We start from the raw sequence: 24185 nt of genomic DNA, 5'->3' as shown, positions 1-24185 counted from the left end.
GTGCATTATCGCCTCTGCAGATAGGTCCACGCCAACAATCCCACCGACATCAAGGCCAACGAGGCCATGGCCAGGTATTGCGTGCTGTGCATCACCAGGGGAGAGAGCACGCCGGCCACCAGCCCGTTGGACGCCGCGCCCACGAAGGCCTGCAAGGAGGCGGCCATGCCACGCCGGTGCGGAAACAGGTCGAGCACCATCAGCGTGACCACCGGGGTCATCATGGCCCAGCCGAAGGCGTACAGGCTGATGGGGATCAGCGCCCAGGACACGTGGGCGGTGAACAGCAGGTTGGCGACCAGGTTGAGCACCGAGACGGTCAGCATCACCGTGAAGCCCAGCTTGATCTGGTGTTCGCGGCTGATCCGCCCAGCCAGACGCCCGCTGACGAAAGCACCGCCCATGATGCCGCCAATGGTGCACAGGAAGAACCAGAAGAATTGCGTGGGCTGCAGGTGCAGCAGGTCGCCCAGAAAGGCGGGTGCCGACAACACGTACAAAAACATGCCGTTGAAGGGCACCCCACTGGCCAGGGCCAGCAACAGGAAACGCGGGTTGAAGCCCAGTTCCAGGTAGCCCTGCAGCAGGCTTTTGACCGCGAAGGGCTGGCGCTGCGAGGAGTGCAGGGTTTCGGGCAACAGCCACCAGTTGGCCAGAAACAGCACCACGCCCACGCCGGTCAGGAACCAGAACACCGCGTGCCAACCCGCGTGCGTGAACAGCAGGCCGCCCACGATGGGCGCGATGGCTGGGGCGGCCCCGAAGAACAGCGTGACCTGGGCCATCACGCGCTGCGCCTGGTCGGGCGGGTACATGTCGCGGATCACCGCCCGCGACACCACGATGCCCGCGCCCGTCGACAAGCCCTGCAGCGCGCGGAAAAAAATCAGCTGCCCAATGGTGGTGGACAAGGCGCAACCGGCCGAAGCGATCGTGAACATGGCCACGCCCGCCAGCACGATGGGGCGGCGCCCGAAGCTGTCGGACAGCGCGCCATGAAACAGGCTCATCACCGCGAACGAGAACAGGTAAGCCGACAGCGTTTGCTGGATCTGCAGGGGCGTGGCGTTCAGCGAGGCGGCGATGCCCGCGAAGGCGGGCAGGTAGGTGTCGATGGCGAAGGGCCCCAGCATGCCCAGGCACGCCAGTAGCACGGCCAGCATCCAGGCGGGGGCCCGCCACAGGCTGTGGGCGTCAGGGTTCAAAGGCCCGCCTTTTCCAGGCTCTTCAAAAAGACGTCCGCATTTTGAAAGCCGATGACGCGGGCCTGACTGAGCAATCGGCCCTGCGCATCAAAAAACAGGATGCCGGGCGGGCCGAACAAATTGAAGCGTTTGAGCAGCGCCTTGTGGTCGGCGGAATTGGCGGTCACGTCGGCCTGCAGCAGCACCACGTTTTTCAGCCGCGCCTGCACGCGCGCATCCGAGAAGGTGAAGTGCTCCATCTCCTTGCAGGACACGCACCAATCGGCGTAGAAATCCAGCATCACCGCTTGGCCGGACTGGGTGGCGGCGGCCACGGCCTCGTCCAGCTCCTGCGAGTTGGACACGCGTTTGAAGGCCAAGGCGTTGGCGGCTTCGCCTTGAGTGGCACCCGCGCTGGCATGTGCCACAAAGGGCCGCAGCGGATCCCACGGGCTTTGCGCCCCCGCCAGCCCCCCAATGATCTGCACCGCCGACAGCAAGGCCAGCACCAGCCCCAGGGCCAGGGCAGAGCGGTGCTTCAGGCTGACGTGCGTCGTCAGGGTGTCAAAGCCACCCGTGAAGGCCGAAGCCAGGGCCAGCAAGGCGCCCAACGACAAGGTAGCGGCCAGCGGCGGCAGCAAGGGGTAGACCAACCACCAGGCCACGCCCAGCAGCATCAGGCCAAACAAGGTTTTGACCGCTTCCATCCAGCGGCCCGCGCTTGGCAGCAAGCTGCCCGCCGACAGACCCAGCAACAGCAGTGGCAGGCTCATGCCGCAGGCCAGCGCGTACAAGGCCACCCCGCCCAGCACCACGTCTTTGGTCTGGCTCAGGTACACCAGGGCCCCGGCCAGAGGCGCGCTCACGCACGGCCCCACGATGAGGGCCGACACCACGCCCATGAGGAACACGCCCAGCAGGCTGCCGCCTTGCAATTTGCCCGAGGTTTTGGTCAGGTGGCCTTGGATGAAAGCGGGCATCTGCAACTCGTAGACGCCGAACATCGACAAGGACAGCAGCACCATCAACGCGCTGAAACTGCCCAGCACCCAAGGGTTCTGCAGCGAGGCGGCCAGGCCTTCGCCCAGCAGCCCGGCGGACACCCCGAGCAGCGTGTAGACCAGCGCCATGCCTTGCGAATAACTCAGCGCCAGGATGAAACCGCGCAAGCGGCCCACCTTGCCCTGGCCGATGATCACCGCCGACAGGATCGGCATCATGGGCAGCACGCAAGGTGTGAAGGACAGGAGCAGGCCGGCCACCAGGAACACACCGATGATGGTGGGCAGGTTGCCCGAGGCCAAGGCGGTTTCGATGCGGCTCCCGCTGGTCGCGGTGCTGGGGGTGGCTGATGACTTGGGCGTGCCCTCGTCCGTGCCGACAATGGCCGTGATCAGGCCGCCCTGGCCTGCCGTCAAAGTGAAGTGTTTGGTCTGCGGCGGATAGCACAGGCCGGCGTCGGCACAACCTTGGTAACCCACCTCGACCAGGACTGAGGTACCCGCGGGCGTGGCTGGCGTCAGGCCGAATTGCAAGGGCACCAGGCCGTGGTACACCTCGACCTCCTTGCCGAAGGTCTCGTCGAATTTGCGTTGACCGGGCGGCAGACTCATGGGGGTGAGCGTCACCGAGGGGGTTTTGGACTCCACCCGGAAGCGATCCCGGTACAGGTAGGTTTTGGGTACGATGCTGAAGTCGATCTGCACCTGGCCCTTGGGCGTGGTGCTGGCCTGCAGGGTGAAGGCCTGATCGGCTGGTAAAAATTCTTCAGCCTGACAAGGGGTGGCCAGCAGCCAGCCAGCCACACTGGCCAGCACGATTCGAAATACCATTCGCCAGACGAACATCATCATCCTTGTTGTCTTGTCTTTGAACATTGTCCAGGAGACTCGCATGAAAGCCGCCACCATTCTCGACACGATCGGAAATACCCCTCACATTCGCGCGCAACGCCTGTTCGGGCCGGGGCATGAAGTCTGGATCAAATCCGAGCGCAGCAACCCGGGGGGCTCCATCAAGGACCGCATCGCCTTGTCCATGGTGGAGGACGCCGAGCGCTCTGGCGCGCTCAAGCCGGGCGGCACCATCATTGAGCCCACTTCGGGCAACACGGGCATTGGCCTGGCCATGGTGGCCGCCGTCAAGGGTTACCAGCTGATCCTGGTGATGCCCGACAGCATGTCGATCGAACGCCGCCGTTTGATGTCGGCCTATGGCGCGACGTTTGATTTGACGCCGCGCGCCGGTGGCATGAAGGCTGCCATTGCCCGTGCCCAGGAGCTGGCCGCTGGGATCGAGAACTCGTGGGTGCCGCAGCAGTTCGAGAACCCCGCCAACATCGAAGTGCACATGCGCACCACGGCCCAGGAGATCCTGGCAGATTTCCCGGACGGGCTGGACGTGTTGATCACGGGGGTGGGCACGGGTGGTCACATCACGGGCTGCGCCCGCGTGCTCAAGGCGGCCTGGCCTCAGCTCAAGGTCTATGCGGTCGAGCCCACGGCATCGCCGGTGATCTCGGGCGGCAACCCGGCGCCGCACCCCATCCAGGGCATCGGCGCGGGCTTCATCCCCGTCAACCTGGACACCAGCCTTCTGGATGGTGTGATCCAAGTGGAGGCCGAAGCGGCCCGCGAGATGGGTCGCCGCGCCGCGCGTGAAGAGGGCATGCTCGTCGGCATCTCGTCGGGTGCCACGCTGGCGGCCATCGCGCAAAAGTTGCCCGACTTGCCCCAAGGTGCCAAGGTGCTGGGCTTTTGCTACGACACGGGCGAGCGGTACCTGTCGGTGGAAGGCTTCCTGCCCGCTTGACCGGTCAAGGCTGCAGTTTCCAGGCCAAGGTCTCGCCGCCCCTCAAAGGCTTGATGCTGGCCTGATCGCCAAAGGGCAGGGACTCGGGCACCACCCAGGGCTCGCGCTTCAAGGTGACCTTTTCCACGTTGCGTGGCAGCTCGTAGAAGTCCGGGCCATGGAAGCTGGCAAAGCCTTCCAGTTGGTCCAGCGCGCCCGCGTTTTCAAAGGCCTCGGCGTACAACTCAATCGCACAGGGCGCCGAGTAGCAGCCCGCGCACCCGCTGGCGTGTTCCTTCAGGTTGGACGCATGCGGTGCACTGTCGGTGCCCAAAAAGAACTTGGATGAACCACTGGTGGCCGCGTCGACCAAAGCCACGCGGTGCTCCTCGCGCTTGAGGATGGGCAGGCAGTAGTAATGCGGCCGGATCCCACCCATGAAGATGGCGTTGCGGTTGTACAGCAGGTGTTGCGGTGTGATGGTGGCGGCCAAGAAGCGGTCGGCCTCGCTCACGTACTGCGCGGCCTCCTTGGTCGTGATGTGCTCGAACACGATCTTCAGCTCAGGGAAGTCGCGGCGCAGCGGGATCAGTTTTTCGTCGATGAAGGCTTTCTCGCGGTCGAACACATCGACCTCGGAGTCGGTCACTTCGCCGTGCACGCAGAACACCAGGCCTTCGCGCTGCATGGCTTCCAGCACCGGGTAGGTCTTGCGCAAATCGGTCACACCCGCATCGCTGTTGGTGGTGGCGCCTGCGGGGTAAAGCTTGAAGGCCACCGCGCCCATGGCCTTGGCACGCGCCACTTCGTCGGGCGGGGTGTTGTTGGTGAGGTAGAGCACCATCAAGGGCTCGAACTTCAAGCCTGTCGGCACCGCGGCGCGGATGCGGTCGCGGTAAGCGATGGCTTGCTCGGCCGTGGTCACGGGTGGACGCAGGTTGGGCATGACGATGGCGCGGGCGAACTGCCTCGCGGTGGCAGGCACCACGCTGGCCATGGCGGCGCCATCGCGCACATGCAGGTGCCAATCATCGGGACGGGTGAGGGTCAAGGTATTGCTCATGCCGTGATTGTTGCATTGAGGCGTCACTGACCCCCCAAAACCCCCTAAGCCTTGGGCCCTAGTTCTAGGTTCCCCCCTAGCTTGACCGTCCCCAACCCTAGGGGCTTGGGACCCTTGCACCCTTGTGGCGCTTGCCCGGCGTCCCTAGTCTTCGCTTCACACCACGCCAATCAGGCCCGGTGCCTGTTTCTCAAATTTTGGAGCTGACCATGCCTATTCACTCTCTCATCAACCGGCGGCGCGCGCTGTCGACCACCGCGCAAGCAGCGGCGGCCATGCTGGCCATGACCTCGATGGCCTGGGCGCAAACCGCCCCCACCCTGCACGTTGAAACCGTGTCTTCCTCCCCTGATCAAACCGTGCTGCGCGTGATCGTGCCTGTGCCCAAGCTGGACAGCGTGGAAACGACCAGTGGCGTGTTCCAACGCTTCTCGCTGGCCAACGGTGGCGGCGCCATCAATGACATCCGCGAAGTCGGCCTGCCTGAAGTGCCCCTGAGCGGCTTCTCACTGGCTCTGCCTGTGGATGCCAAGGACGGCTCGTCCACGGTCGAGATCGTGCCCGAAGGTTCCATCAAGCGCCAGCAAGCGCGCCTGTACCCCGTTCAGCCGCCTGAAAGCAACCGCGCCGGTGCCAAGGATGAGACCAGGTTTGAGTTCGACGCTGACCGCTGGGCCAAAGGCTTCAAGACGCCTGGTCAAGACCAAGGCACCTTGCCCGTGTTCAAGGGCGATGCCAGTGTGAACGGCTACCGCCTCTCGCCTTACGGATACAACCCCGCTGAACAGCTCATCACCTACTACCCCAGCTACCTGGTCACCATCAAGCACCCAGGCAACTGCTTCATCTACGACCGCCTCAAGCTCAAGGGCGTGGTCGGTACGCGGGCCATGGGCTTTGACGGCATCGACCAGCGCATTGAGCAACTACCCCTGCCCGCCCTGCAGTTCACCATCAACAAGGACATGGCCAGCAAGCTGCGCTGCGCCCCGCCCATCATCATCAACCCCGCGATCTTCGGGGCCCGCTTCCTGATCGTCACGCACCCCAACTTCAAGCCAGCGGCCGATGCGCTCAAGGCGCACAAGCAGGCACTGGGCATCTCCACACGCGTGGTCACCACCGCGGAGATCACCGGAGGCGGCGCCGCGGCCACGGAAGGCCAGGTCCGCAACTGGATCGCCAATTACTACAACACGCACCTGATCCGCCCGAAGTGGGTGCTGTTCATGGGCGATGCCGAGTTCGTGCCCACTCACTATGACCAGCAGAACATCTGGGACACCGCGCGCAACGCGGGCGACATGTGGTACGGCCAGTTCCTGGCGGGTGCCACGGCCACGACCATCCCGCCATTCGGCATTGGCCGCTTCCCGGTGGACACGCTGGCCCAGGCCAACACCATCGTCTCCAAGGTGATGGCGTTTGAGAACTCGCCCCCCGCCAACCCGATCTTCGGGCAGGACTTCTACAGCCGCCTGACGTTTGCCTCCTACTTCCAGAGCACGGGTGCCACCGATGCGCGCTGGTTCGTGGAAACCTCTGAGATGGTGCGCAACCACGCGGTGGGCAAGGGTTACAACGTGGCCCGCTTGTACACCGCGCCGGCCTCGTCCAACCCGTCCTTCTATAACAGCGGTGCGGCCATCCCGGCGGCCCTGAAGAAGCCCGGCTTTGCCTGGGATGCTGATCGCAACGACATCGCAGCGGCCATCAACCAAGGCTCTTCGCTGGTTTATCACCGCGACCATGGTTGGTGGTCGGGTTGGGGTGATCCTTCCTTCCAGACTGGCGACCTGGGCTTGGTCTCGGTGGTCAACAACCAGTTCCCGGTGGTGTTCAGCATCAACTGCGCCAGCGGCATTTTCGACAACGAGACCGTGGACCTGGTAGCCAACAAGATTGGCGCCGGTTATGGCCCCGGCGTGGGCAGCACCTACTGGGCTGAGTCCTTCCTGCGCAAGGCCGACGGTGCTTTGGCGGTGATCGGTGATTCGCGCTCCAGCAGCACCACCGACAACAACCACTTGACCCTGGGCTTGTTCGATGGCGTGTTCCCCGGCTTGGTTCCCACCTTCGGCACCGGCAGCGCCATCCAGCGTCTGGGTGATTTGTTGAACTATGCCAAGACCTACATCTCTGATGTGAGTTCGGGCGCGCAAGGCAACCGGCACCCGCTGAACAGCGGTGGCAGCCGCCCCGCGATCGTCAACCTGCGCCAGGAACTCAACATCTACAACCTGTTGGGTGACCCCACCGTCAAGCTGCGCGTCAGCCCGCCCTGGAAGTTCAGTCTGCCCATCTTCACCCTGGAGAAGACGCTGGTGAAGATCAAGGTGCCCGTGCAACCCGGCTGCCTGACCTGCCCGCCTGAACTGCCTCAGCCCGAGTGGGTCACCGTGGTGGCGTTCGAGCCCAAGACCGGTGTCGAACTGGGACGCACCTTGCTCAACGTCGATGGCGTGGGCGAGATCGACCTGGGTGAAGGCTTCAAGGGTGACAACGTGCTGGTTCGCGTGGCCTCGCCCGATGGCGCCAGCACCCAAGCCGCCATCAAGGAAACCGACAGCGATGGCGACGGCGTGCCCGACAGCCGCGACAACTGCGTGACCGTGCCCAACAAAGAACAGCAAGACACCGACGGTGACGGCTACGGCAACGCTTGCGATGCCGACCTGAACAACGACGGCTTCGTCAATGCGCTGGACCTGTCGACCCTGCGTGGCCAGTTCGGCAAGCGCGGTGTGGCCGGCGACCTGAACGGCGACGGTCTGGTCAATTCGCTGGACGTCAGCCGCTTCAGCAAGTTGTTCGGCAAGGTCCCTGGCCCTTCTGCCTTGCACCTGCCCGTGGCCAAGTGATTCTTTTTTCAACCCTGTTTTCTCTGACCTTCAAGGAATTTTCATGAAACTGCACCAAACCCTCATCGCCGCCGCCGTCACCCTGGCTGCCTTCACCGTGCAAGCCCAGACCGTCTCGGTCAGCCCCTCGCTCACCAACGTCCACATCGGCGACAGCTTCACCGTGGACCTGCTGGCCACGGGCTTCCCCGACAAGATCTTTGGTGGCGGCTACAGCATATCGTTCGACGCCAGCCTGCTCCAACTGGACGACATCACCTTCCCGTCCAACTGGGAGTTCCTGACGAGCAAGGGCACCACGGTGGGCGGCACCGTGAGCGACGTGTTCTTCAACACGTTCTCGGCACCCATCAAGGGAGACTTCCTGACCTCGACCCTGAAGTTCACGGCCATCGGTTTGGGCACCTCGTCCATCACCCTGAGCGAGTCGCCTTCCTTCCCGTTTGGTGACGAGTTCTCCAACGCTGTGAGCGTGACTTACGTTGGCGGCACCGTGGCGGCCGTCCCCGAGCCTGGCTCGGTGGCCTTGATGCTGGCCGGCCTGGGCGCCGTTGGCTTCATGGCCTCGCGCCGTCGCCGCCAAGGCTGAGCTCGCGTGTAGTTGGTTAAGGGGTTGGCGACACGCCAACCCCTTTTTTTCTTGGGTGACGCATGGACTGCTGCCCCCTTGAACGTGGGGCCGGGTGACACGAATCTGTCATCATGACTCCCTAGCCTGAACATCATTTTTCATGTTGTTCTGGAGAGTTGTTTCATGAAGTCCACCACCTTTACCCTGGTTGCCGCATTGGCCACCGGCCTGGCCCTGAGTGCACCGGCCCAAGCCGCAGCCACCTTCGTCAATGGCCTGGCTTTGTCAGGATCGGCACTTGATGTCTCGGGGGGCACTTCGGTCAACGATGGCCGCATGGGCTATTTCTCAGACTTGTATTACGACGCCAACCGTAGCGAATGGTGGGGCTTGTCAGACCGTGGTCCCGGTGGCGGCACACTCAGCTATGACACGCGCGTTCAGCGCTTCACCCTCGATGTCAACGCCACCACGGGTGCCATCTCCAACTTCCGGGTGGTCCAGACCGTCAAGTTCACCAACGCATCGGGCCAGGCCTTCAATGGCATCGCGCCCAACCCAAGCAGCACCTTGGGCCGCTCTTTCGACCCGGAAGGCTTGGTGATCAACCCGCGCAATGGCAATTTCCTGGTGTCTGACGAATACGGCCCATCGCTGTACGAGTTCAATCGTTCAGGCCAATTGGTGCGCACCTTCAGCACGCCCAGCAACCTGACCCCGCGCAATGCAGGCACCAGCTTGGCCAACTATGCAGGCGACACGGGCAACACCGCTGGCAAGCGCACCAACCGCGGCTTTGAAGGCCTGGCCGTGACCCCTGATGGGCAGTTCGCCTTCGCCATGCTTCAAAGCGCCATGCTCGATGAGGGTGGCGCGGATGGTGTGTACAACCGCATTGTCAAGTTTGACTTGAACACGGGTGCCGTGGCCGGGCAGTACGCCTACAAAATGGAAGGCAGCAGCCAGGGACGAGGCATCTCCGCCCTCGTGGCCATCAATGACCATGAGTTCGATGTGCTGGAGCGCAACAACCGTGGCGTGGGCGTGCCCGAAGCCAATCTGGCTGCGCCCAACAAGAAGGTGTATCGCATCAGCATTGGCGACGATGTCACTGATGTCAGCGGGATTGACTTGGATGCACCTGGCGCCAGCTTCACCGCGGTGAGCAAGACCGCCAAGCCCGTGGTTGATTTGGCCGCCGATACCTTGTCGGAGCTGGGCAATTTGTCGCCCGAAAAATGGGAAGGCTGGGCCATCGGGCCGAAGTTGGCCGATGGCACTTACCAGATGCTGGCGGGTACTGACAACGACTATTCGATCACCCAAAATGCGAACGGTGAGCAGTTCGAGGTGTTCATCAAGGCAGGCGCCGGCACGGTGACGCGCATCCAGTGCGACATTGGCACCTTCAGCAACTGCAAGTCGATTGGCGGCAATGGTTTGGTGGGGGCCGCTTTGCCCACAGGGACCGACTTCACGGGCTACACCGCCATTCCAGGCGTACTGCATGCTTACAAATCCGGCCTCGGGGACATGACGAACTATGTCCAGGCCGTGCCCGAGCCTGAAACCATGGCCTTGTTGGGCGCCGGCCTGGCCGTGATGACCTGGGTGCGTCGCCGCCGCTGATCTTCCGATCCGGTGCCGGATCTGAAACCCCCCGACAATCCAGGCATGGAAGCTTGGATGGTCGCGGGGGTTTCTTCGCTTTTGCAGTGCTTGGCTTTGCCTCAGGTGGGTTTGAGCGCGTTGTTCGTGGTGGCCTTCGTGTCGGCCACGCTGTTGCCTTTGGGCTCTGAGCCGGCCGTCTTTGCTCTGATCAAGCTCAACCCCGAGATGTTCTGGCCTGCGGTGCTGATCGCCACCCTGGGCAATACCCTGGGCGGCATCGTCACCTGGTGGGTAGGCTGGTTGGCACGCCGTGGCACCGAGAAGGTGACCCACCACCCCGCCAATACCAACACCCGCGCCCTGCGGTGGTTGCAACGCTTTGGTGCCAAGGCCTGCCTGCTGTCGTGGCTGCCCATCGTGGGCGATCCGCTGTGCGCGGTGGCCGGCTGGCTCAGGCTGCCCTTTTGGCCTTGCGTGGCTTACATGGCGGCGGGCAAGTTCGCCCGCTACATCACCATGACCGTTTTCATGCTTTGGGTGGTCTGATTTTCACCAAGCGCCATCCCATGTTCATGGGATGCATTTTGTAACGAATTTGTTTCGGCAAGTGGGTCAATCCGTGACTTGCGACACTAAGATTGGATCAATCGCGAACCAAAACAGACTGATACCAATCGCGACCATCCAACGCTGTCATCAAGAAAAGGTCCAGGGAGGACTGATGGATGACAAGCCCCGGCGGTGAAAGCTTCCGGGGCTTTTTTTACGTCACTTCTTGACTTCGAGCGTGGTGATGGTGAACTGGCCGCCCACCTTGTCGGCCGTGAAATCCACCTTGTCGCCCACCTGCACGGTTTTGAGCCACGCCGGATTGGCCACCCGGAAGGCCATTTGCATGGCGGGCAGGTCCAGGCTTTTGATCTCGCCATGCTTGAGCGTGATCTTGCCGTTGTCGGCGTCGATCTTCTTGACTTCGCCGTCCACGGCCAGGGCCGAGGCCGACAGGCCCAAACCCATGATCAGGGCAGCGGTGGTGGCGAACAATGACTTCTTCACAGAGGGCTCCTTGGCAGACACGACGGTGTCCAGTATGACCCGAGGCGCACCAATGCGCGATCCTCGCCTTCCTTAGACGCGCGGGGTGGGCAACGGGTTGACAAGTTTTTCATCAACAGCCCGCACAGTGTCCCTAAAATGGGCGCTTTGCTTGTTACAAGAACTGCGCGCCGCCATGACCGCCTTGCCCACTGACCCGTCCGACACCTTTGCCAGCATTTCGCCCCGTGACAAGGCCGAGATCCTTGCGCAGGCTTTGCCCTACATCCGCAAGTTCCACGGCAAGACCATCGTCATCAAATACGGCGGCAACGCCATGACCGATCCGGCCCTGCAAGCCGACTTCGCCGAAGACGTGGTGCTGCTCAAGCTGGTGGGCCTGAACCCGGTGGTGGTGCACGGCGGCGGCCCGCAGATCGACGACGCGCTCAACAAGATCGGCAAGAAGGGCCAGTTCGTGCAGGGCATGCGCGTGACCGACGAAGAGACCATGGAAGTGGTCGAGTGGGTGCTGGCCGGTGAAGTGCAGCAGGACATCGTCGGTTTGATCAACCATGCCGGTGGCAAGGCCGTGGGCCTGACCGGCCGCGATGGCGGCTTGATCCGCGCCCGCAAGCTGCGCCTGAAAGACCGTGAAGATCCCAGCAAAGAACACGATGTGGGCCATGTGGGCGACATCGTCAGCATCGACCCCAGCGTGGTCAAGGCCCTGCAAGATGACCAGTTCATCCCCGTCATCAGCCCCATCGGCTTTGGCGACGAGAACGAGAGCTACAACATCAACGCCGATGTGGTGGCGGGCAAGCTGGCCGAGGTGCTCAAGGCCGAGAAGCTGGTGCTGCTGACCAACACCCCGGGCGTGCTGAACAAGCAGGGCGAGCTGATGACCGACCTGTCGGCCCGCGAGATCGACGAGCTGTTCGCCGACGGCACCATCTCGGGCGGCATGCTGCCCAAGATCCAGTCCGCGCTGGACGCGGCCAAGAGCGGCGTGCACGCGGTGCACATCATCGATGGGCGCGTGCCTCACGCCTTGCTGCTGGAAATCCTGACCGAACAGGCTTTCGGCACGATGATTCGCTCGCACTGATCGACTGAGCGTTGAAATCAAAAAGGGCCTGGAATTTTCCAGGCCCTTTTTGATTGAAGCTGCTGTGCGCAGACTTCAGCGGGTGCGGTGCTTTCTCACACCCAGTGCCATGAAGACAAAGCCGGCCATCCACATGAAGTACGTGGATGGCTCAGGAACGGCCGACAGCAAATAAATGCGATCGGTCGTTCTCACGGCGAGATCCCCATTGTCTCCAACAATCAATTCGCTCAGCCCGCTTCCGACATTGAGCTGATTGCCCAGGCTGTAAGTGGTGATGGGCGTGAACGTGGCTTGATCAAACACGGTCAATACGCCAGAGGAGGACAAGGCATAGGCCTGACCCCATTTGGCGGCTGAGGCAAAAACACTGCCATAGCCAATGTTGAACGTGCCCAGCAGCAGACCGTTCGTCGGATCAACGACCCTGCCGTCGTTGCTGTACATGAGCCCACCGTCGTAAGTGATGGTGGGGGAGTAACCATAGAACGCACCCGTGGCCACGGAGGTGATGCTCACACCCGAGGCGTTCACACTCATGGTGCGGAAACCAAAATCGCTGGTTTCATTGTTGTAGCCATAAAGGGTTGAAGCATTGGCCCCGAATTCAATGGTGTTGCTGCCCGTGTGGGAGGGTGTGGTGGCAGGCAACATGACGCCATTTTTGTAGATCGCGACGCCTTCGTGACGAGGGCTGCAGCAGCTGTTGCGTCGGGCCACGGCGATGGTGTCGTTTTGCCCTGGGGCCACGGCAATGTCCTCGGCGTACATGGCCCCATTCCAGGTGGATCCCAAACCGAACTGGATGCCCGCCGCTCCGGTGATCGCGTCAAATTGGCGCACGCTTGGAGAACCTTTCAACGCGACATAACCCGTGGTGCCATCACTGGACAACGCGATGATGCCCGGTTCACTGCCGACAAAAGTAGATTGGACGATCTGCCCTTGGTTGGAAATGCGAGTGATGGTGTTGCCGAGGCCAAAACCAGCGGTGCTGGACACAGAGGCCAAATACTCCTGGGTGGTGGAGTTGTAGGCCAAGTCATTGGCCGCCAGATTCACTGAGGTGATCTGAAAGCTTTGCGCAATGGGGCTGGCCATGGAATTGTGCATGGCTAGAACAGCCAGGCTTGAGCCCAGGATGCGAAGAAAAGCAGGTGCACGCATACAATTTTCTCGATGGAATTTTTGATGCCAGGCCAGAGGCGGTCCCCAGCCCGGTTTGAACACACCAAGGGGCACGTTGCGATGCTTGTCAAAACTTCGCGTTGATTTCCCCCTGAGTGGATTCATGTTAGCTTGACTTCAAGGCTCCAGGAATCCCACGACCCCGGGGTTCTTGCCGGTGTTGGTCCTCAGTGCCTGATGAGGTGCACCATGGCGCGATGCGCCAACAGGTTGATCGGTCACGGCAGTGGCATTGCAGGCCCCAAGTTGATTGGGATCGGTTGGCCGGCGGGGTGTGGCGTGCCATGCCGGTCGATGCGGCCGACCTGGATGTGGGCATCGCGCACGCCCTTGCGGTCCACGTTCAGGCGCAATACCCAGGCCGTGTTGTTGTCGGCATCGTCAAAGCCATCGAAGATGAAATTGCCCAGGCTGTAGACGATGGGCTTGCCCTGGTACAGCTCGATGTCTTGCACGACGTGAGGGTGCGTGCCCACCACGGCATCGGCGCCCGCGTCGATCATCAGGCGGGCCAGTTCACGCTGGCGGTCATTGGCGCGGGGCTGGTGTTCCTCGCCCCAGTGCATGAAGGGGATGACGATGTCGGCGTGGTGCACAGTGCGGGCGCGGCGGATGTCCAGCACCACCTGCTCGTCTTCGCTCCAGGCCACGCCGGGGTGCTTGTCGCCCGCTTCAAAGCTGCGGGGAAAGAACTCGTCGTAGCCCAGCAAGGCAATGCGCAGGCCCTTGCGTTCGATCAGCAGCGGGGTGTGAGCCTGGCTCAGGTCTTGGCCACCACCAAAGAAGGGCAGCTTGGCCTGGTCCAGCCGGCCCAGCATCTCGGCAAAGGCTGTGCGGCCAAAATCACCCGAGTGGTTGTTGGCCACGGACACGGCGTCCATGTGCCGCTTGAGCAGCTTCAAGACGCGCGGGTGAGCCCGGAAGGTGTAGGGCTTGTCTTCGGCTTTGCCGCCGCGTGCGATCACGCATTCCAGGTTGGCCACGCGCACATCGGCGCTGTCCAGGAGTTGGGCAAAGGGCGCGAAAGGGTTGTGGCCCTGCTTGATCCGCTGGCCTGGGTGGTCCGCCAGCATCACATCGCCCATGAAAACGATGGACACGGTGGGTTCGGCGTGGGCCGTGAATGAGCACAAGGTGCTGGCGCTCAGCAGCAGGGCGGTCAGCCAACGGCGCATGATCATCATCATGGAGCGGCCTTGTTGGTCAGTGCGCAGCCGTAGACCATCTCGCGGCCGAGTCGCGCGGAATAGGCATGGTTCCAGCCGGTCAGGCCGGGCACTGTTGTGTTGCTGGAAAACGGCGGTTGGTGCACCACCTCGTGGATCAGCAGGGGGGCGCCGGGCATCGCCATGTCGTAGGCGTAGAGCGCGATGTAGTCCACTTGTCGATCGTTGCCGACCATCACCGCCTTGAAGCGAAAGCGCTCGCCGATGTCTTGCGAGGTAACGGTGTAGGGGTTGGCCACCGGGCGGGTCTCGATGTGGATGGTGTCACTGGCGTAGCGCACCTGGCAGCGCAGCACCGTGGCTGCCGCTGCCGTCTCGGCGTGGGTTGGCATGGCGGTTGATGCCACGATGACCATGGCCACTTTGCAGGATGTGCCAATGTTTTTCATGGGTGCAATGTACAGGGGGTCGCAGACCGCCCCAGCCCGCGTAAAACACTCACACTACACTGGCCTTGTGAAGCAACACCACTCCAAACAGCAGCCCCCCATCTGGTTGTTCGACCTGGACAACACTCTGCACGACGCGTCCAGCGCCGTGTTCAGCCGCCTCAATGGCTCGATGACCGACTACATCGTCCAGCACCTGGGCCTGCCGCGCCAAGAAGCCAATGACTTGCGGGTGCATTACTGGCGCCGCTACGGGGCCACCCTGCTGGGCCTTGAAAAACACCATGGCATCCGCGCCGCGCACTTCCTGGCGCAAACCCACGAACTGCCAGGCCTGGAAGCCCACCTGCGCATGCCCCCCTGCGACCGCGCCGCCCTCAAGCGTCTGCCCGGCCGCAAGTTCATCCTCACCAACGCCCCGGCCGACTACGCCAAACGCGTGGTCACCGCCCTCGACCTGGCCAGTTGCTTCGAAGGCATCATCTCGATCGAAGGCATGCGCGTGTTCGGCGATCTGCGGCCCAAGCCCGATGCCCGCATGCTGCGCGTGGTGCTGGCCCGCCATCGCTTGCCCGCCCACCGCTGCGTGCTGATCGAAGACACCCTGGCCAATTTGAAAACTGCCCGGGCGGCGCACTTGCGCACGGTGTGGATGCAAAGCTACCTCAAGCACAACCCGCATGGCCCCGAAGCAGGTGCACACTTGCATCGTCGGCCTGCCTGGGTGTGTGCCAGAATCCGTCGGCTGCGTGCGCTGCACACGGTTTTCAGCCCCAGCCCCTGATGTTGCACAAGACGATGCGATGAACGACGAACTCATCCCTGCTGCTGTCGAGCCTGCGCCCCGCAAACGCCCCAAGCCGGGCGAGCGCCGCGTGCAGATCCTGCAGGCCTTGGCGACAATGCTGGAGCAACCTGGCGCCGAACGCATCACCACGGCGGCCCTGGCGGCGCGCCTGGAGGTCAGCGAGGCCGCCTTGTACCGGCACTTCGCCAGCAAGGCGCAAATGTTCGAAGGCCTGATCGAGTTCATCGAGCAAAGCCTGTTCACCCTGGCCAACCAGATCATGGAGCGCGAAGCCGACCCGTCGGTGCAGATCACGCGCATCCTGGGCCTGGTGCTGCAATTCGCCGAAAAGAACCCGGGCATGGCCCGCGTGATGGTGGGCGATGCGCTGGTGTTCGAGCACGACCGCCTGGCGGTGCGAATGAACCAGGTTTTTGAGCGCCTGGAGTCTTTGCTGCGCCAGAGCTACAAGGCGCGGGCTGAAGCGCGAGGCTCGGTCACGCCCACGGTAGATGGGCAAGTGAACGGGTCGCTGGCCATCAGCGTGGTGCTGGGCCGCCTGCACCGATTCACGCGCACAGGCTTCAAGCGCCTGCCCACCGAGCACCTGGACGCCACGCTGAAGCAACTGCTGGCCTGAACGCCGCCAGGCTGCTGCCTCTACACTGAGGCCATGAGCACGCCCGACCTGACCCACCTGATCAGCCGCGCCGAACATTTGATGGCCCGGCTCGAGAACGTTTTACCCCACCCCTTGAGCGAGCCAGACTGGTCTTCGGCCGTGGCTTGGCGCTACCGCAAGCGCAGCAGTGGTGGCGCCACGCTCGAGCCCATCCGCCACATCGGCCGTATCCAGTTGTCCGATCTGCAGGAGGTGGACACACAAAAAGAGCGCTTCACCCGCAACCTCGCGCAGTTCGTGGCGGGGCGCAACGCCAACAACGTGCTCTTGACCGGTGCGCGCGGCACCGGCAAGTCTTCGTTGGTCAGGGCCGGCCTGAACGAGTTCGCGGACCAAGGCCTGCGCCTGATCGAGGTCGACAAGGCCGATCTGGTGGACCTGGCCGACCTGGTGGACTTGGTCGATGGCCGCCCCGAGCGCTTCATCGTCTTCAGCGATGACCTGTCGTTTGACGAAGGCGAGCCCGGCTACAAGGCGCTCAAGTCAGTGCTCGATGGTTCCGTCTCGGCCGCGGGTGACAACGTGCTGATCGTGGCTACCTCGAACCGTCGCCACCTGCTGCCCGAGTACCACGCCGACAACAAGAGCTACCACCGCAGCGACGATGGCGAGCTGCACCCCGGTGAAGTCGTCGAAGAAAAGATCTCGCTGTCTGAACGCTTCGGCCTGTGGATCAGCTTCTACCCCTTCACACAAGACGAGTACCTGGCCATCGTGGCGCAGTGGTTGAGCCATTACGAGGTGTCGGCCGATGCCATCGCCGCCGCCCGCCCGCAGGCCCTGGTGTGGGCGATCGAGCGTGGTTCGCGCTCCGGCCGGGTCGCCTACCAGTTCGCGCGTGACTACTCGGGGCGCGACCATGGCTGAAGCCAAGTCGTACCACGTGATGGCAGAGACCGACCGTGTGCCGGTCGAGGTGGCGGTGGGCGTGCTGATCGAGCGCGATGCGTCGGGCCGTGAAACCCGTTTTCTGATGACTTCGCGCCCCCCGGGCAAGGTCTACGAAGGCCACTGGGAGTTTCCGGGCGGCAAGGTGGAGCAGGGCGAGAGTATCGAAGAGGCCCTGCGCCGCGAACTGGTGGAAGAACTGGGCATCACCATTGGCCAGGCCCACCCCTGGCAAACCGAGGTGATGGACTACCCCCACGCCAAGGTTCGCCTGAACTTTTGCAAGGTTTACGACTGGACCGGCGAGCTCGACATGCGCGAGGGCCAGCAAATGGCCTGGCAGGTCTTGCCGGTCGAGGTGGTGCCGGTGCTTCCCGGCACCGTCCCTGTGTTGTGGTGGCTGGCCGCAGAACGTGGTCACGAAGGCGTCACGCACAGCGGATAATGGGGGCTTGCCCAAAAAATCCACAGGCCCCCCGCTGGAGGAGAGATTCCATGACCTACAAGACCCTGGACTACGCGGTTGACCCCGACGGCGTGTTGCTGCTCAAGCTCAACCGTCCCGAACAGCTCAACGCCTTCACCGTCGAGATGGCCAATGAACTGGTTGACGCTTTCACGCGCGCCAGCAACGACGACGCCGTGCGTGCCGTCGTGGTCACCGGCGCGGGCAAGGCCTTTTGCGCGGGCATGGACCTGACCGCCGAAGGCAATGTGTTTGGCCTGGACGAAACCCAGTGGCCGACCATGGACGACATGCGCCACCGCCTTAACGAGCCGGAGATCTTCAACGGCGTGCGCGACACCGGTGGCCGCGTCGTGCTGGCCATCTACGATTGCAAGAAGCCGGTGATCGGTGCCATCAATGGCGCGGCCGTGGGCATTGGCGCCACCATGACCTTGCCCATGGACATCCGCCTGGCCTCTGACAAAGCCCGCATCGGCTTCGTCTTTGGCCGCATCGGCATCGTGCCCGAGGCCTGCTCCAGCTGGTTTCTGCCGCGCGTGGTCGGCATCTCGCAAGCGCTCGAATGGACCTACCTGGCCGATGTGTTTGATGCGCAGGAAGCCCTGCGCGGTCGCCTGGTCAAGGCCGTGGTGCCGCACGATCAGTTACTGGACGAGGCCTTGAAGATCGCCCGCCGCATCGCCACCGAGCGCTCGCCCGTCGGCATCGCCCTGACGCGTCAGATGATGTACCGCAACTCGGCCCAGCCCCATCCCTTGGCGGCCCACCAGGTCGATTCTCTGGCCATGTTCTACACCAGCATCGGCGATGGCAAAGAAGGCGTGAACGCCTTCCTGGAAAAGCGTCCCGCGCAGTTCGAGGGCAAGACCTCCGAGATGCCTTCTTTCTACCCATGGTGGGAATGAGCTCTTGAGTGATTTCGCACTGCCCGAAGACTTTGATCTCGGGGAATACTTTGATGGCCGCACCCTCGCGCGCGCCGTGGACCTCAAGCCTGAGCAAGCCATCCAGTCCATGCAGGTGATCGGGCCGGTCTTGTCGACCCGCCTGCACGGCAGCGGCGCGCAAGCCTATGCGCAGCGCACCGAGTTGGTCAACGACCGCCGACTGGGCCTGCGCGTGATGGGGCATTGCACCTGTCCAGTGGGTTTGAACTGCAAACATGTGGCCGCCGCCTTGATCGCCTTCGAGGCGCAGCAGGTGCGCAAGCAGCGTGGTGGCGGCCTGCCTGATGAACCGCTGGTCATCAAGGCCACCCCGCCTTCGCCGCAGATGCGTCTGACATTGGGGGATGAGCCGCCCGAGCTGCCCTCGGTCAGCCTGGGGGCCTTGCCCCTGATTCCCGTGCTGAAGCTCACCACCTGCGTGGACGTGGTCTCCGAGGCCATGCTGCACCACCGTTATGGTTCGCAATCGTCCATCAGCACCAAGGTGCGTCAGGCGGCCGCGCAACTGATCCTGCGCTATCAGCCTGAAGGCAGTGAGCCGGTTGATTTTCATTTTCCTGCCGTGCATGGCGCCATGGGTTTCAGCGAGCGCGAGGACCCGGAGCAGCCCGGGCAGCGCCAGATGGTGCGTTTTGAGCGCCAGAGCAAGCAGGAAGCCACGGCCTTGCTGGACCTGTGCAACACGCTCGAATTCCGCTCGTGGAGCCTGTCGGCCGGTCTGGCCATCAACCGCCTGACGCGGCTGAATGCGGGCGGCGGCACGGGCGGCGCCGGTTCGGCGCTCGAAGGCGAACCCCTGGTGCTGGTGCCACAGCGCCGCGAACAGTGGCCTCACATCCTGACCACGCAATTGCCCCTGCTCAAGTCACGCGGCTGGGTGGTCGAGGTGAAGCACGACTTCCCTTATGAGCTTCACACCGCCGAAGAGTGGACCGTTGACGTTGACGAGGAAGCCGGTGGCGACTGGTTCAGCGTGGGTTTGAAGGTCACCGTGGAAGGCCAGAGTGTCGACCTGTTGCCCCTGCTGGTGGGCCTGGTGCAGACCGGCTGGTTGAAGCTGAATTCGGATTTGCGGGACGGCAAGCCTCGCGGCGAAGTGCTGGTGCCTTGGCCCGATGATGCCGTGCCCGAGCCTGGCGCCCTGCCGCGCCAACGCCTGCTGCGCATCCCGGTGCAACGCGTGGCGCCGTTGATGGAGTGGATGCGCTCGGTCTTTGCCGCCAATGGCAAGGACAGCGGGCCTTTGCGCCTGTCTCGCTTTGACCTGGGCACGCTGGAAGCGGTCACGGCCCAGACCACCGTGGTGGCCCCCCCCACTTTCACCGACCTGATCGAACAGGTGCGCTTGCTGGGCAGCGGCAAAAGCCTCCCGGCCGTGCAGCCTTCACCCCATGTTCAGGCCACTCTGCGCCACTACCAACTCGATGGCCTGGCGTGGATGGATTTCTTGCGCCGTGCCCGATTGGGCGGCGTGCTGGCCGACGACATGGGCCTGGGCAAGACCCTGCAGACCCTGACCCTGTTGCAGGGTGAGCTGGACGCGGGCCGCCTGGACCGCCCCAGCCTCGTCGTCGTGCCCACCAGCCTGATCACCAACTGGCAAACCGAGGCACAGCGCTTCACGCCCGGCCTGAAGCTGGTGGTGCTGCACGGGCCGCAGCGCATGCAGCATTTCAAGCGCATCGAGCACGCCCACCTCGTCATCACCAGCTACCCGCTGGCAGTGCGCGACATCGACACCCTGGCCGCGCAGGAATGGCACTACCTGCTGCTCGATGAAGCTCAACGCATCAAGAACAGCCGCAGCCAGGCCACGCTGTCGCTCAAAGGTCTGCGCGCGCGTCACCGCCTGTGTTTGAGCGGCACGCCGCTTGAGAATCACCTGGGCGAGTTGTGGAGCCTGATGGACTTCGTCTGCCCAGGCCTGTTGGGCAGCGAGGCGCAGTTCCGCGAGCACTACCGCAACCCGATTGAAAAGCGCAAGGACACCCTGCAAGCCGAACACCTGGCCCGCCGTGTTCGGCCCTTCATCCTGCGCCGCACCAAGCTGCAAGTGGCGCGCGAGTTGCCCGAGAAAACTGAAACGCATTTGCGTGTTGACCTGAGTGGCACCCAGCGTGACCTGTACGAAACCGTGCGCGCCACGATGGACAAGAAACTGCGCGAGGCCATTGAAAAGCAAGGCCTGGCGCGCAGCCAGATCATGGTGCTCGACGCCTTGCTCAAGCTGCGCCAGGTGTGTTGCGATCCGCGTTTGCTGAAGATGGGCCCGGATGGCGCACCCGCTGCTGGCAAAGCCGCGCCCTCGGCCAAGATGGCCTTGCTGCTCGACCTGCTGCCCACCCTGGTGGAAGACGGCCGCCGCATTTTGCTGTTCTCGCAATTCACCGAGATGCTCTCGCTGATCGAGGCCGAGCTGGTGCGTTTGAAGATCGACTACCTCAAGCTGACTGGCGAAACGCATGACCGCGCGGGCCTGGTGGACAAGTTCCAGAAGGGCAATGTGCCCTTGTTCCTGATCAGCCTGAAGGCCGGTGGCGTGGGCTTGAACCTCACCGCGGCCGACACCGTGATCCTGTACGACCCCTGGTGGAACCCGGCGGTCGAGCAGCAGGCCATTGACCGCTGTTACCGCATCGGGCAGGACAAGCCAGTGTTCGTCTACAAGCTGCTGGCCAACGGCACGGTGGAAGACAAGATGGTGGAGTTGCAGGCGCGCAAGGCCGGTCTGGCCGATTTGCTGCTGTCGGGCGTGGCCAGCGATGCCGCGCTGAACGCGCAGGACTTTGACGAACTGTTCAAACCCTTGATCCCCGAAGAGTCCACGCCCTGAATGAAAAAAGCCCGGCGTTTTTCAACGGCCGGGCTTTTCAATCAAGGGGCGAAGCGGGCTCGTCAGCCCGCCAGGCTCAGGCTCACTTCAGCAGTTGATCGCTGATGAGCTTGGTCATCTCGAACATCGAGACTTGCGCCTTCTTGAAGATCACCTTCAGCTTGTCGTCTGCATTGATGTTGCGCTTGTTGGCGGCATCTTGCAGGTTGTGCTTCTTGATGTATTCCCAAACCTTCTTGGTGACTTCCGTACGCGGCAGTGGCTCAGCGCCAATGATCGCGGCCAGGGCCGGGCTCGGTGTGAGAGCCTTCATGAAGGCGGCATTTGGGGTGCGCTTGACAGCGACCTTCTTGGCTGCGGGTGCAGCCTTCTTTGCCGGGACTTTCTCAGTTGCCGCAGCCTTCTTGGCCGGGACTTTCTTCGCAGTTGCCATGTGAATTCACTCCAATCTAGGGTCAGATCTGATGCCTTGCCTCGGGCACGTGCTTCTTGCGCATGTGTTCCTCAAGGGTATTGCGCCTGCGATGGTAATGCCACTTCCCTCTGAAAAACAGTGTTTATGAATGTTTGTGGCCCTTCAACGTCAATGAAATGTGCATTGGAGCCGGGCGTGCGGGCTCGCACGCGCTGCAGACATTTCAGTTTCGGTGTTCAATCGCGTCTTTCGCGGTGTTTCCAGGAGTAATTTCGATGACGCCTCAAGCCGTTTTGGCTCAACCGTTCACGCTGCCCAATGGCGTGGTGATCAAGAACCGCCTCTTCAAATCGGCGATGTCCGAAGCCTTGGGCAATCGTGAACGAGCCCCCACGCCCGAGTTGGTGCGCCTGTACCAGGCCTGGGCCGATGGCGGTGTGGGCTTGTGCGTCACCGGCAATGTGATGGTCGACCGGCGTGCCTTAGGCGAACCGGGCAATGTCGTCATTGAGGATGACCGTGATCTGGCGCAGCTCAAGGCCTGGGCACAAGCCGCCACGCGCAACGGCACGCAGTGCTGGGTGCAGCTCAACCATCCTGGCAAGCAATCGCCCAAAGGCCTGAACAAGGAAACCGTCTCGCCATCGGCCGTGCCGTTCAGGCCCGACATGAAGGCCTTCTTCGCCACGCCGCGCGAGCTGAGCGATGCCGAGATCCATGCCCTGGTGGAGCGTTATGGGCGGGCTGCGGGCGTCGTCAAGCAGGCCGGGTTCTCTGGCGTGCAGATCCACGGGGCGCATGGTTACCTGGTCAGCCAGTTCTTGTCACCGCACCACAACCGCCGAACCGATGAGTGGGGCGGCACGGCCGAGAAGCGCCGCCGTTTTGTGCTGGCGGTGTTCCGCTCCATGCGCGAGCATGTGGGCCCTGACTTTCCGATCGGCATCAAGCTGAACTCGGCTGATTTTCAACGCGGTGGTTTCACCGAAGAAGAATCGCTGGACACGATCCGCGCTCTGGCCGAGGCGGGCATTGATCTGATCGAGGTGTCGGGGGGCACGTATGAAGCGCCCGCCATGACCGGGATCAAGGCCGAGCAGGCACCGGCCAAAGACAGCACGCGACAGCGCGAGGCCTACTTCATGGCCTTTGCCGAGAAGGCGCGGCAGGCCGTCAAAACGCCGCTGGTGGTGACGGGCGGATTCCGATCCTCACAGGGCATGGCCGAAGCGATCACCTCTGGGGCGGTCGACATGGTGGGCTTGGCGCGTGTGCTGGCCGTTGAGCCAGATTTGCCCACACGTTTACTGGCGGGGCATGAGGCCATCAATGTGATCAAGCCGATCAAGACCGGCATCAAATTCATCGACAAGATGGGCTTGCTGGAGGTGACCTGGTACACCGGGCAGCTCAAGCGCATTGGCAAGGGCGAAGCACCCAAGCCGCGTGAGTCGGCATTGTGGGTGTTCGCCAAGTTCGCCTGGGCCCAAGCGGGCGTGGGCCGCCAGAAACGCTCGCCCACGAAGTTGCGGGCGAGCTGAGGCTTGTCGGCCGATCAGGCCTTGCGGCGACGAGCGAAGGCGCCCAGGGCGGCCAGGCCCAGCAACGCCATCACGTAGCTTTCGGGTTCCGGCACGGCGGCCGTCACGGTCAGCACATCGCCGACCTGCAGATTGCCGGTGTCGATGGCCCAGTCCTGCGCGCCGTTCACGCCCAGGGGGTTGCCGATGGCCACGTCCAAGTACTCGGGCGAGCCAAAGCTCACCAAAGCCTGTTGACCACCCAGGCTGGAGGCGACGGTGTACGTGGGGTCAAAGCTGCGGGTCACGGTGCCCAGCGTCTGGAAGCTGGCCAGGCTCAGGCTGAAGCGGACTTCGTTCAGGCCCGTGCCCGTGAGGTTGCGCAGCATGGCGTTGAAGTCCAGGCCCGACAGCAGGTCGTCAGCGGTGATCTGGTAGCTCAGCGAGACTGGTGCGAGGTCGCTCAGGTCCAGGTCGAACGAGATCAGGCCGCTGCCGCTGTAGTCCGTGACCACGCTGGCACCCGCGCTGGTGCTGCCGATGAAGTTGGCGGCGAAGGCGGGTGTGCTGGCCAGGCCGCACAGGGCCAATGAGGCGATGAGTTTTTTCATGAGA

22 protein-coding genes are annotated in these 24185 nt (G+C 63.0%); 13 read left to right on the top strand and 9 right to left on the bottom strand.

All coding sequences use genetic code 11. The annotated features are described in order from the left end of the window. Positions 1–5 precede the first annotated feature (5 nt). Both PSV38_RS11520 and dsbD read right to left on the bottom strand, forming a co-directional pair. Complete coding sequence (locus PSV38_RS11520; protein ID WP_300547555.1) at positions 6–1205, bottom strand: multidrug effflux MFS transporter; 1200 nt, start codon at positions 1203–1205, stop codon at positions 6–8. Next, positions 1202–3016: a protein-disulfide reductase DsbD gene (dsbD, locus tag PSV38_RS11515; protein ID WP_300547553.1), complete on the bottom strand. Its 1815-nt coding sequence runs from the start codon at positions 3014–3016 to the stop codon at positions 1202–1204. Before dsbD ends, PSV38_RS11520 begins: the two co-directional genes overlap by 4 nt. 61 nt (positions 3017–3077) lie before the next feature. On the opposite strand from dsbD, the gene cysK reads away from it, so the two are divergent. Beyond that, a complete protein-coding gene (cysK, locus tag PSV38_RS11510; RefSeq protein ID WP_300547551.1) occupies positions 3078–3995 on the top strand; it encodes a cysteine synthase A in 918 nt (305 codons plus the stop codon). Positions 3996–3999: 4 nt separating this feature from the next. Here the strand turns inward: cysK and pyrC are convergent, their stop codons facing one another. Then, a complete protein-coding gene (gene pyrC / locus PSV38_RS11505) occupies positions 4000–5037 on the bottom strand; it encodes a dihydroorotase (RefSeq protein WP_300547549.1) in 1038 nt (345 codons plus the stop codon). A 209-nt stretch (positions 5038–5246) separates the two neighbouring features. Between pyrC and PSV38_RS11500 the strand changes: the two genes are divergently transcribed. The 4 genes from PSV38_RS11500 to PSV38_RS11485 all read left to right on the top strand — a co-directional run bounded on the left by PSV38_RS11500 (position 5247) and on the right by PSV38_RS11485 (position 10626). Continuing rightward, positions 5247–7898: a C25 family cysteine peptidase gene (locus PSV38_RS11500; RefSeq protein WP_300547547.1), complete on the top strand. Its 2652-nt coding sequence runs from the start codon at positions 5247–5249 to the stop codon at positions 7896–7898. A 43-nt stretch (positions 7899–7941) separates the two neighbouring features. After that, positions 7942–8487 carry a PEP-CTERM sorting domain-containing protein gene (locus PSV38_RS11495; RefSeq protein ID WP_300547545.1) on the top strand — a complete coding sequence of 182 codons (546 nt, stop codon included), beginning with the start codon at positions 7942–7944 and terminating at the stop codon, positions 8485–8487. 165 nt (positions 8488–8652) lie between these two features. Next, positions 8653–10098, top strand: a complete 1446-nt coding sequence (locus PSV38_RS11490; protein ID WP_300547543.1) for an esterase-like activity of phytase family protein — start codon at positions 8653–8655, stop codon at positions 10096–10098. Between the two features lie 45 nt (positions 10099–10143). Beyond that, on the top strand, positions 10144–10626 hold the full coding sequence (locus tag PSV38_RS11485) for a YqaA family protein (RefSeq protein WP_300547541.1): 483 nt from the start codon (positions 10144–10146) through the stop codon (positions 10624–10626). Between the two features lie 222 nt (positions 10627–10848). On the opposite strand, the gene PSV38_RS11480 is transcribed toward PSV38_RS11485, so the two are convergent. Further along, positions 10849–11136: a copper-binding protein gene (locus tag PSV38_RS11480; RefSeq protein ID WP_300547539.1), complete on the bottom strand. Its 288-nt coding sequence runs from the start codon at positions 11134–11136 to the stop codon at positions 10849–10851. A gap of 175 nt (positions 11137–11311) precedes the next feature. On the opposite strand from PSV38_RS11480, the gene argB reads away from it, so the two are divergent. Further along, a complete protein-coding gene (gene argB, locus PSV38_RS11475) occupies positions 11312–12226 on the top strand; it encodes an acetylglutamate kinase (protein WP_300547537.1) in 915 nt (304 codons plus the stop codon). Positions 12227–12301: 75 nt separating this feature from the next. Here the strand turns inward: argB and PSV38_RS11470 are convergent, their stop codons facing one another. The 3 genes from PSV38_RS11470 to PSV38_RS11460 form a co-directional block, all read right to left on the bottom strand. Beyond that, complete coding sequence (locus tag PSV38_RS11470; protein ID WP_300547535.1) at positions 12302–13327, bottom strand: PEP-CTERM sorting domain-containing protein; 1026 nt, start codon at positions 13325–13327, stop codon at positions 12302–12304. 305 nt (positions 13328–13632) lie between these two features. Beyond that, positions 13633–14601 carry a CapA family protein gene (locus PSV38_RS11465; protein ID WP_300547533.1) on the bottom strand — a complete coding sequence of 323 codons (969 nt, stop codon included), beginning with the start codon at positions 14599–14601 and terminating at the stop codon, positions 13633–13635. Continuing rightward, the gene (locus PSV38_RS11460; RefSeq protein ID WP_300547531.1) at positions 14598–15029 is read right to left on the bottom strand and encodes a hypothetical protein; all 432 of its coding nucleotides are present in this window, start codon (positions 15027–15029) and stop codon (positions 14598–14600) included. The genes PSV38_RS11465 and PSV38_RS11460 overlap by 4 nt, the downstream gene beginning before the upstream one ends. Positions 15030–15096: 67 nt before the next feature. Here PSV38_RS11460 and PSV38_RS11455 point away from each other — a divergent pair, with 67 nt between their 5' ends. Genes PSV38_RS11455 through PSV38_RS11430 form a run of 6 tightly spaced genes read left to right on the top strand, consistent with a single transcriptional unit; the run spans position 15097 to position 21635 of the window. After that, complete coding sequence (locus tag PSV38_RS11455) at positions 15097–15813, top strand: pyrimidine 5'-nucleotidase (protein ID WP_300547529.1); 717 nt, start codon at positions 15097–15099, stop codon at positions 15811–15813. 19 nt (positions 15814–15832) lie between these two features. Then, complete coding sequence (gene slmA, locus PSV38_RS11450) at positions 15833–16456, top strand: nucleoid occlusion factor SlmA (protein WP_300547527.1); 624 nt, start codon at positions 15833–15835, stop codon at positions 16454–16456. 33 nt (positions 16457–16489) lie between these two features. Next, a complete protein-coding gene (locus tag PSV38_RS11445; protein WP_300547525.1) occupies positions 16490–17365 on the top strand; it encodes an ATP-binding protein in 876 nt (291 codons plus the stop codon). Further along, the gene (locus PSV38_RS11440; protein ID WP_300547523.1) at positions 17358–17831 is read left to right on the top strand and encodes an NUDIX domain-containing protein; all 474 of its coding nucleotides are present in this window, start codon (positions 17358–17360) and stop codon (positions 17829–17831) included. Before PSV38_RS11445 ends, PSV38_RS11440 begins: the two co-directional genes overlap by 8 nt. A 50-nt stretch (positions 17832–17881) precedes the next feature. Continuing rightward, positions 17882–18760 carry a crotonase/enoyl-CoA hydratase family protein gene (locus PSV38_RS11435; protein ID WP_300547521.1) on the top strand — a complete coding sequence of 293 codons (879 nt, stop codon included), beginning with the start codon at positions 17882–17884 and terminating at the stop codon, positions 18758–18760. A gap of 4 nt (positions 18761–18764) precedes the next feature. Continuing rightward, complete coding sequence (locus tag PSV38_RS11430) at positions 18765–21635, top strand: DEAD/DEAH box helicase (protein WP_300547519.1); 2871 nt, start codon at positions 18765–18767, stop codon at positions 21633–21635. An 82-nt stretch (positions 21636–21717) separates the two neighbouring features. Here the strand turns inward: PSV38_RS11430 and PSV38_RS11425 are convergent, their stop codons facing one another. Continuing rightward, a complete protein-coding gene (locus PSV38_RS11425; RefSeq protein ID WP_300547518.1) occupies positions 21718–22068 on the bottom strand; it encodes an SWIB/MDM2 domain-containing protein in 351 nt (116 codons plus the stop codon). A gap of 257 nt (positions 22069–22325) precedes the next feature. Between PSV38_RS11425 and PSV38_RS11420 the strand changes: the two genes are divergently transcribed. Then, positions 22326–23591, top strand: a complete 1266-nt coding sequence (locus PSV38_RS11420) for an NADH:flavin oxidoreductase/NADH oxidase family protein (RefSeq protein WP_300547516.1) — start codon at positions 22326–22328, stop codon at positions 23589–23591. Positions 23592–23605: 14 nt separating this feature from the next. On the opposite strand, the gene PSV38_RS11415 is transcribed toward PSV38_RS11420, so the two are convergent. Beyond that, positions 23606–24181 (bottom strand): PEP-CTERM sorting domain-containing protein, encoded by a 576-nt coding sequence (locus tag PSV38_RS11415; RefSeq protein ID WP_300547513.1) that lies wholly within the window; start codon positions 24179–24181, stop codon positions 23606–23608. Positions 24182–24185: the final 4 nt, after the last annotated feature.

The organism is Aquabacterium sp., assembly GCF_029946005.1.
Taxonomy (GTDB): Bacteria; Pseudomonadota; Gammaproteobacteria; order Burkholderiales; family Burkholderiaceae_C; genus Aquabacterium.
This window is presented reverse-complemented; position numbering and strand designations above follow the sequence as displayed.

Excerpts from the sequence above, each read along its gene's own strand:
- dsbD (WP_300547553.1), bottom strand. The coding sequence starts at position 3,016 with ATGGTATTTCGAATCGTGCTGGCCAGTGTGGCTGGCTGGCTGCTGGCC.
- cysK (WP_300547551.1), top strand. The coding sequence starts at position 3,078 with ATGAAAGCCGCCACCATTCTCGACACGATCGGAAATACCCCTCACATT.
- pyrC (WP_300547549.1), bottom strand. The coding sequence starts at position 5,037 with ATGAGCAATACCTTGACCCTCACCCGTCCCGATGATTGGCACCTGCAT.
- PSV38_RS11500 (WP_300547547.1), top strand. The coding sequence starts at position 5,247 with ATGCCTATTCACTCTCTCATCAACCGGCGGCGCGCGCTGTCGACCACC.
- PSV38_RS11495 (WP_300547545.1), top strand. The coding sequence starts at position 7,942 with ATGAAACTGCACCAAACCCTCATCGCCGCCGCCGTCACCCTGGCTGCC.
- PSV38_RS11490 (WP_300547543.1), top strand. The coding sequence starts at position 8,653 with ATGAAGTCCACCACCTTTACCCTGGTTGCCGCATTGGCCACCGGCCTG.
- PSV38_RS11485 (WP_300547541.1), top strand. The coding sequence starts at position 10,144 with ATGGAAGCTTGGATGGTCGCGGGGGTTTCTTCGCTTTTGCAGTGCTTG.
- argB (WP_300547537.1), top strand. The coding sequence starts at position 11,312 with ATGACCGCCTTGCCCACTGACCCGTCCGACACCTTTGCCAGCATTTCG.
- PSV38_RS11470 (WP_300547535.1), bottom strand. The coding sequence starts at position 13,327 with ATGGCCAGCCCCATTGCGCAAAGCTTTCAGATCACCTCAGTGAATCTG.
- PSV38_RS11465 (WP_300547533.1), bottom strand. The coding sequence starts at position 14,601 with ATGATGATGATCATGCGCCGTTGGCTGACCGCCCTGCTGCTGAGCGCC.
- PSV38_RS11460 (WP_300547531.1), bottom strand. The coding sequence starts at position 15,029 with ATGAAAAACATTGGCACATCCTGCAAAGTGGCCATGGTCATCGTGGCA.
- slmA (WP_300547527.1), top strand. The coding sequence starts at position 15,833 with ATGAACGACGAACTCATCCCTGCTGCTGTCGAGCCTGCGCCCCGCAAA.
- PSV38_RS11445 (WP_300547525.1), top strand. The coding sequence starts at position 16,490 with ATGAGCACGCCCGACCTGACCCACCTGATCAGCCGCGCCGAACATTTG.
- PSV38_RS11440 (WP_300547523.1), top strand. The coding sequence starts at position 17,358 with ATGGCTGAAGCCAAGTCGTACCACGTGATGGCAGAGACCGACCGTGTG.
- PSV38_RS11435 (WP_300547521.1), top strand. The coding sequence starts at position 17,882 with ATGACCTACAAGACCCTGGACTACGCGGTTGACCCCGACGGCGTGTTG.
- PSV38_RS11425 (WP_300547518.1), bottom strand. The coding sequence starts at position 22,068 with ATGGCAACTGCGAAGAAAGTCCCGGCCAAGAAGGCTGCGGCAACTGAG.
- PSV38_RS11420 (WP_300547516.1), top strand. The coding sequence starts at position 22,326 with ATGACGCCTCAAGCCGTTTTGGCTCAACCGTTCACGCTGCCCAATGGC.
- PSV38_RS11415 (WP_300547513.1), bottom strand. The coding sequence starts at position 24,181 with ATGAAAAAACTCATCGCCTCATTGGCCCTGTGCGGCCTGGCCAGCACA.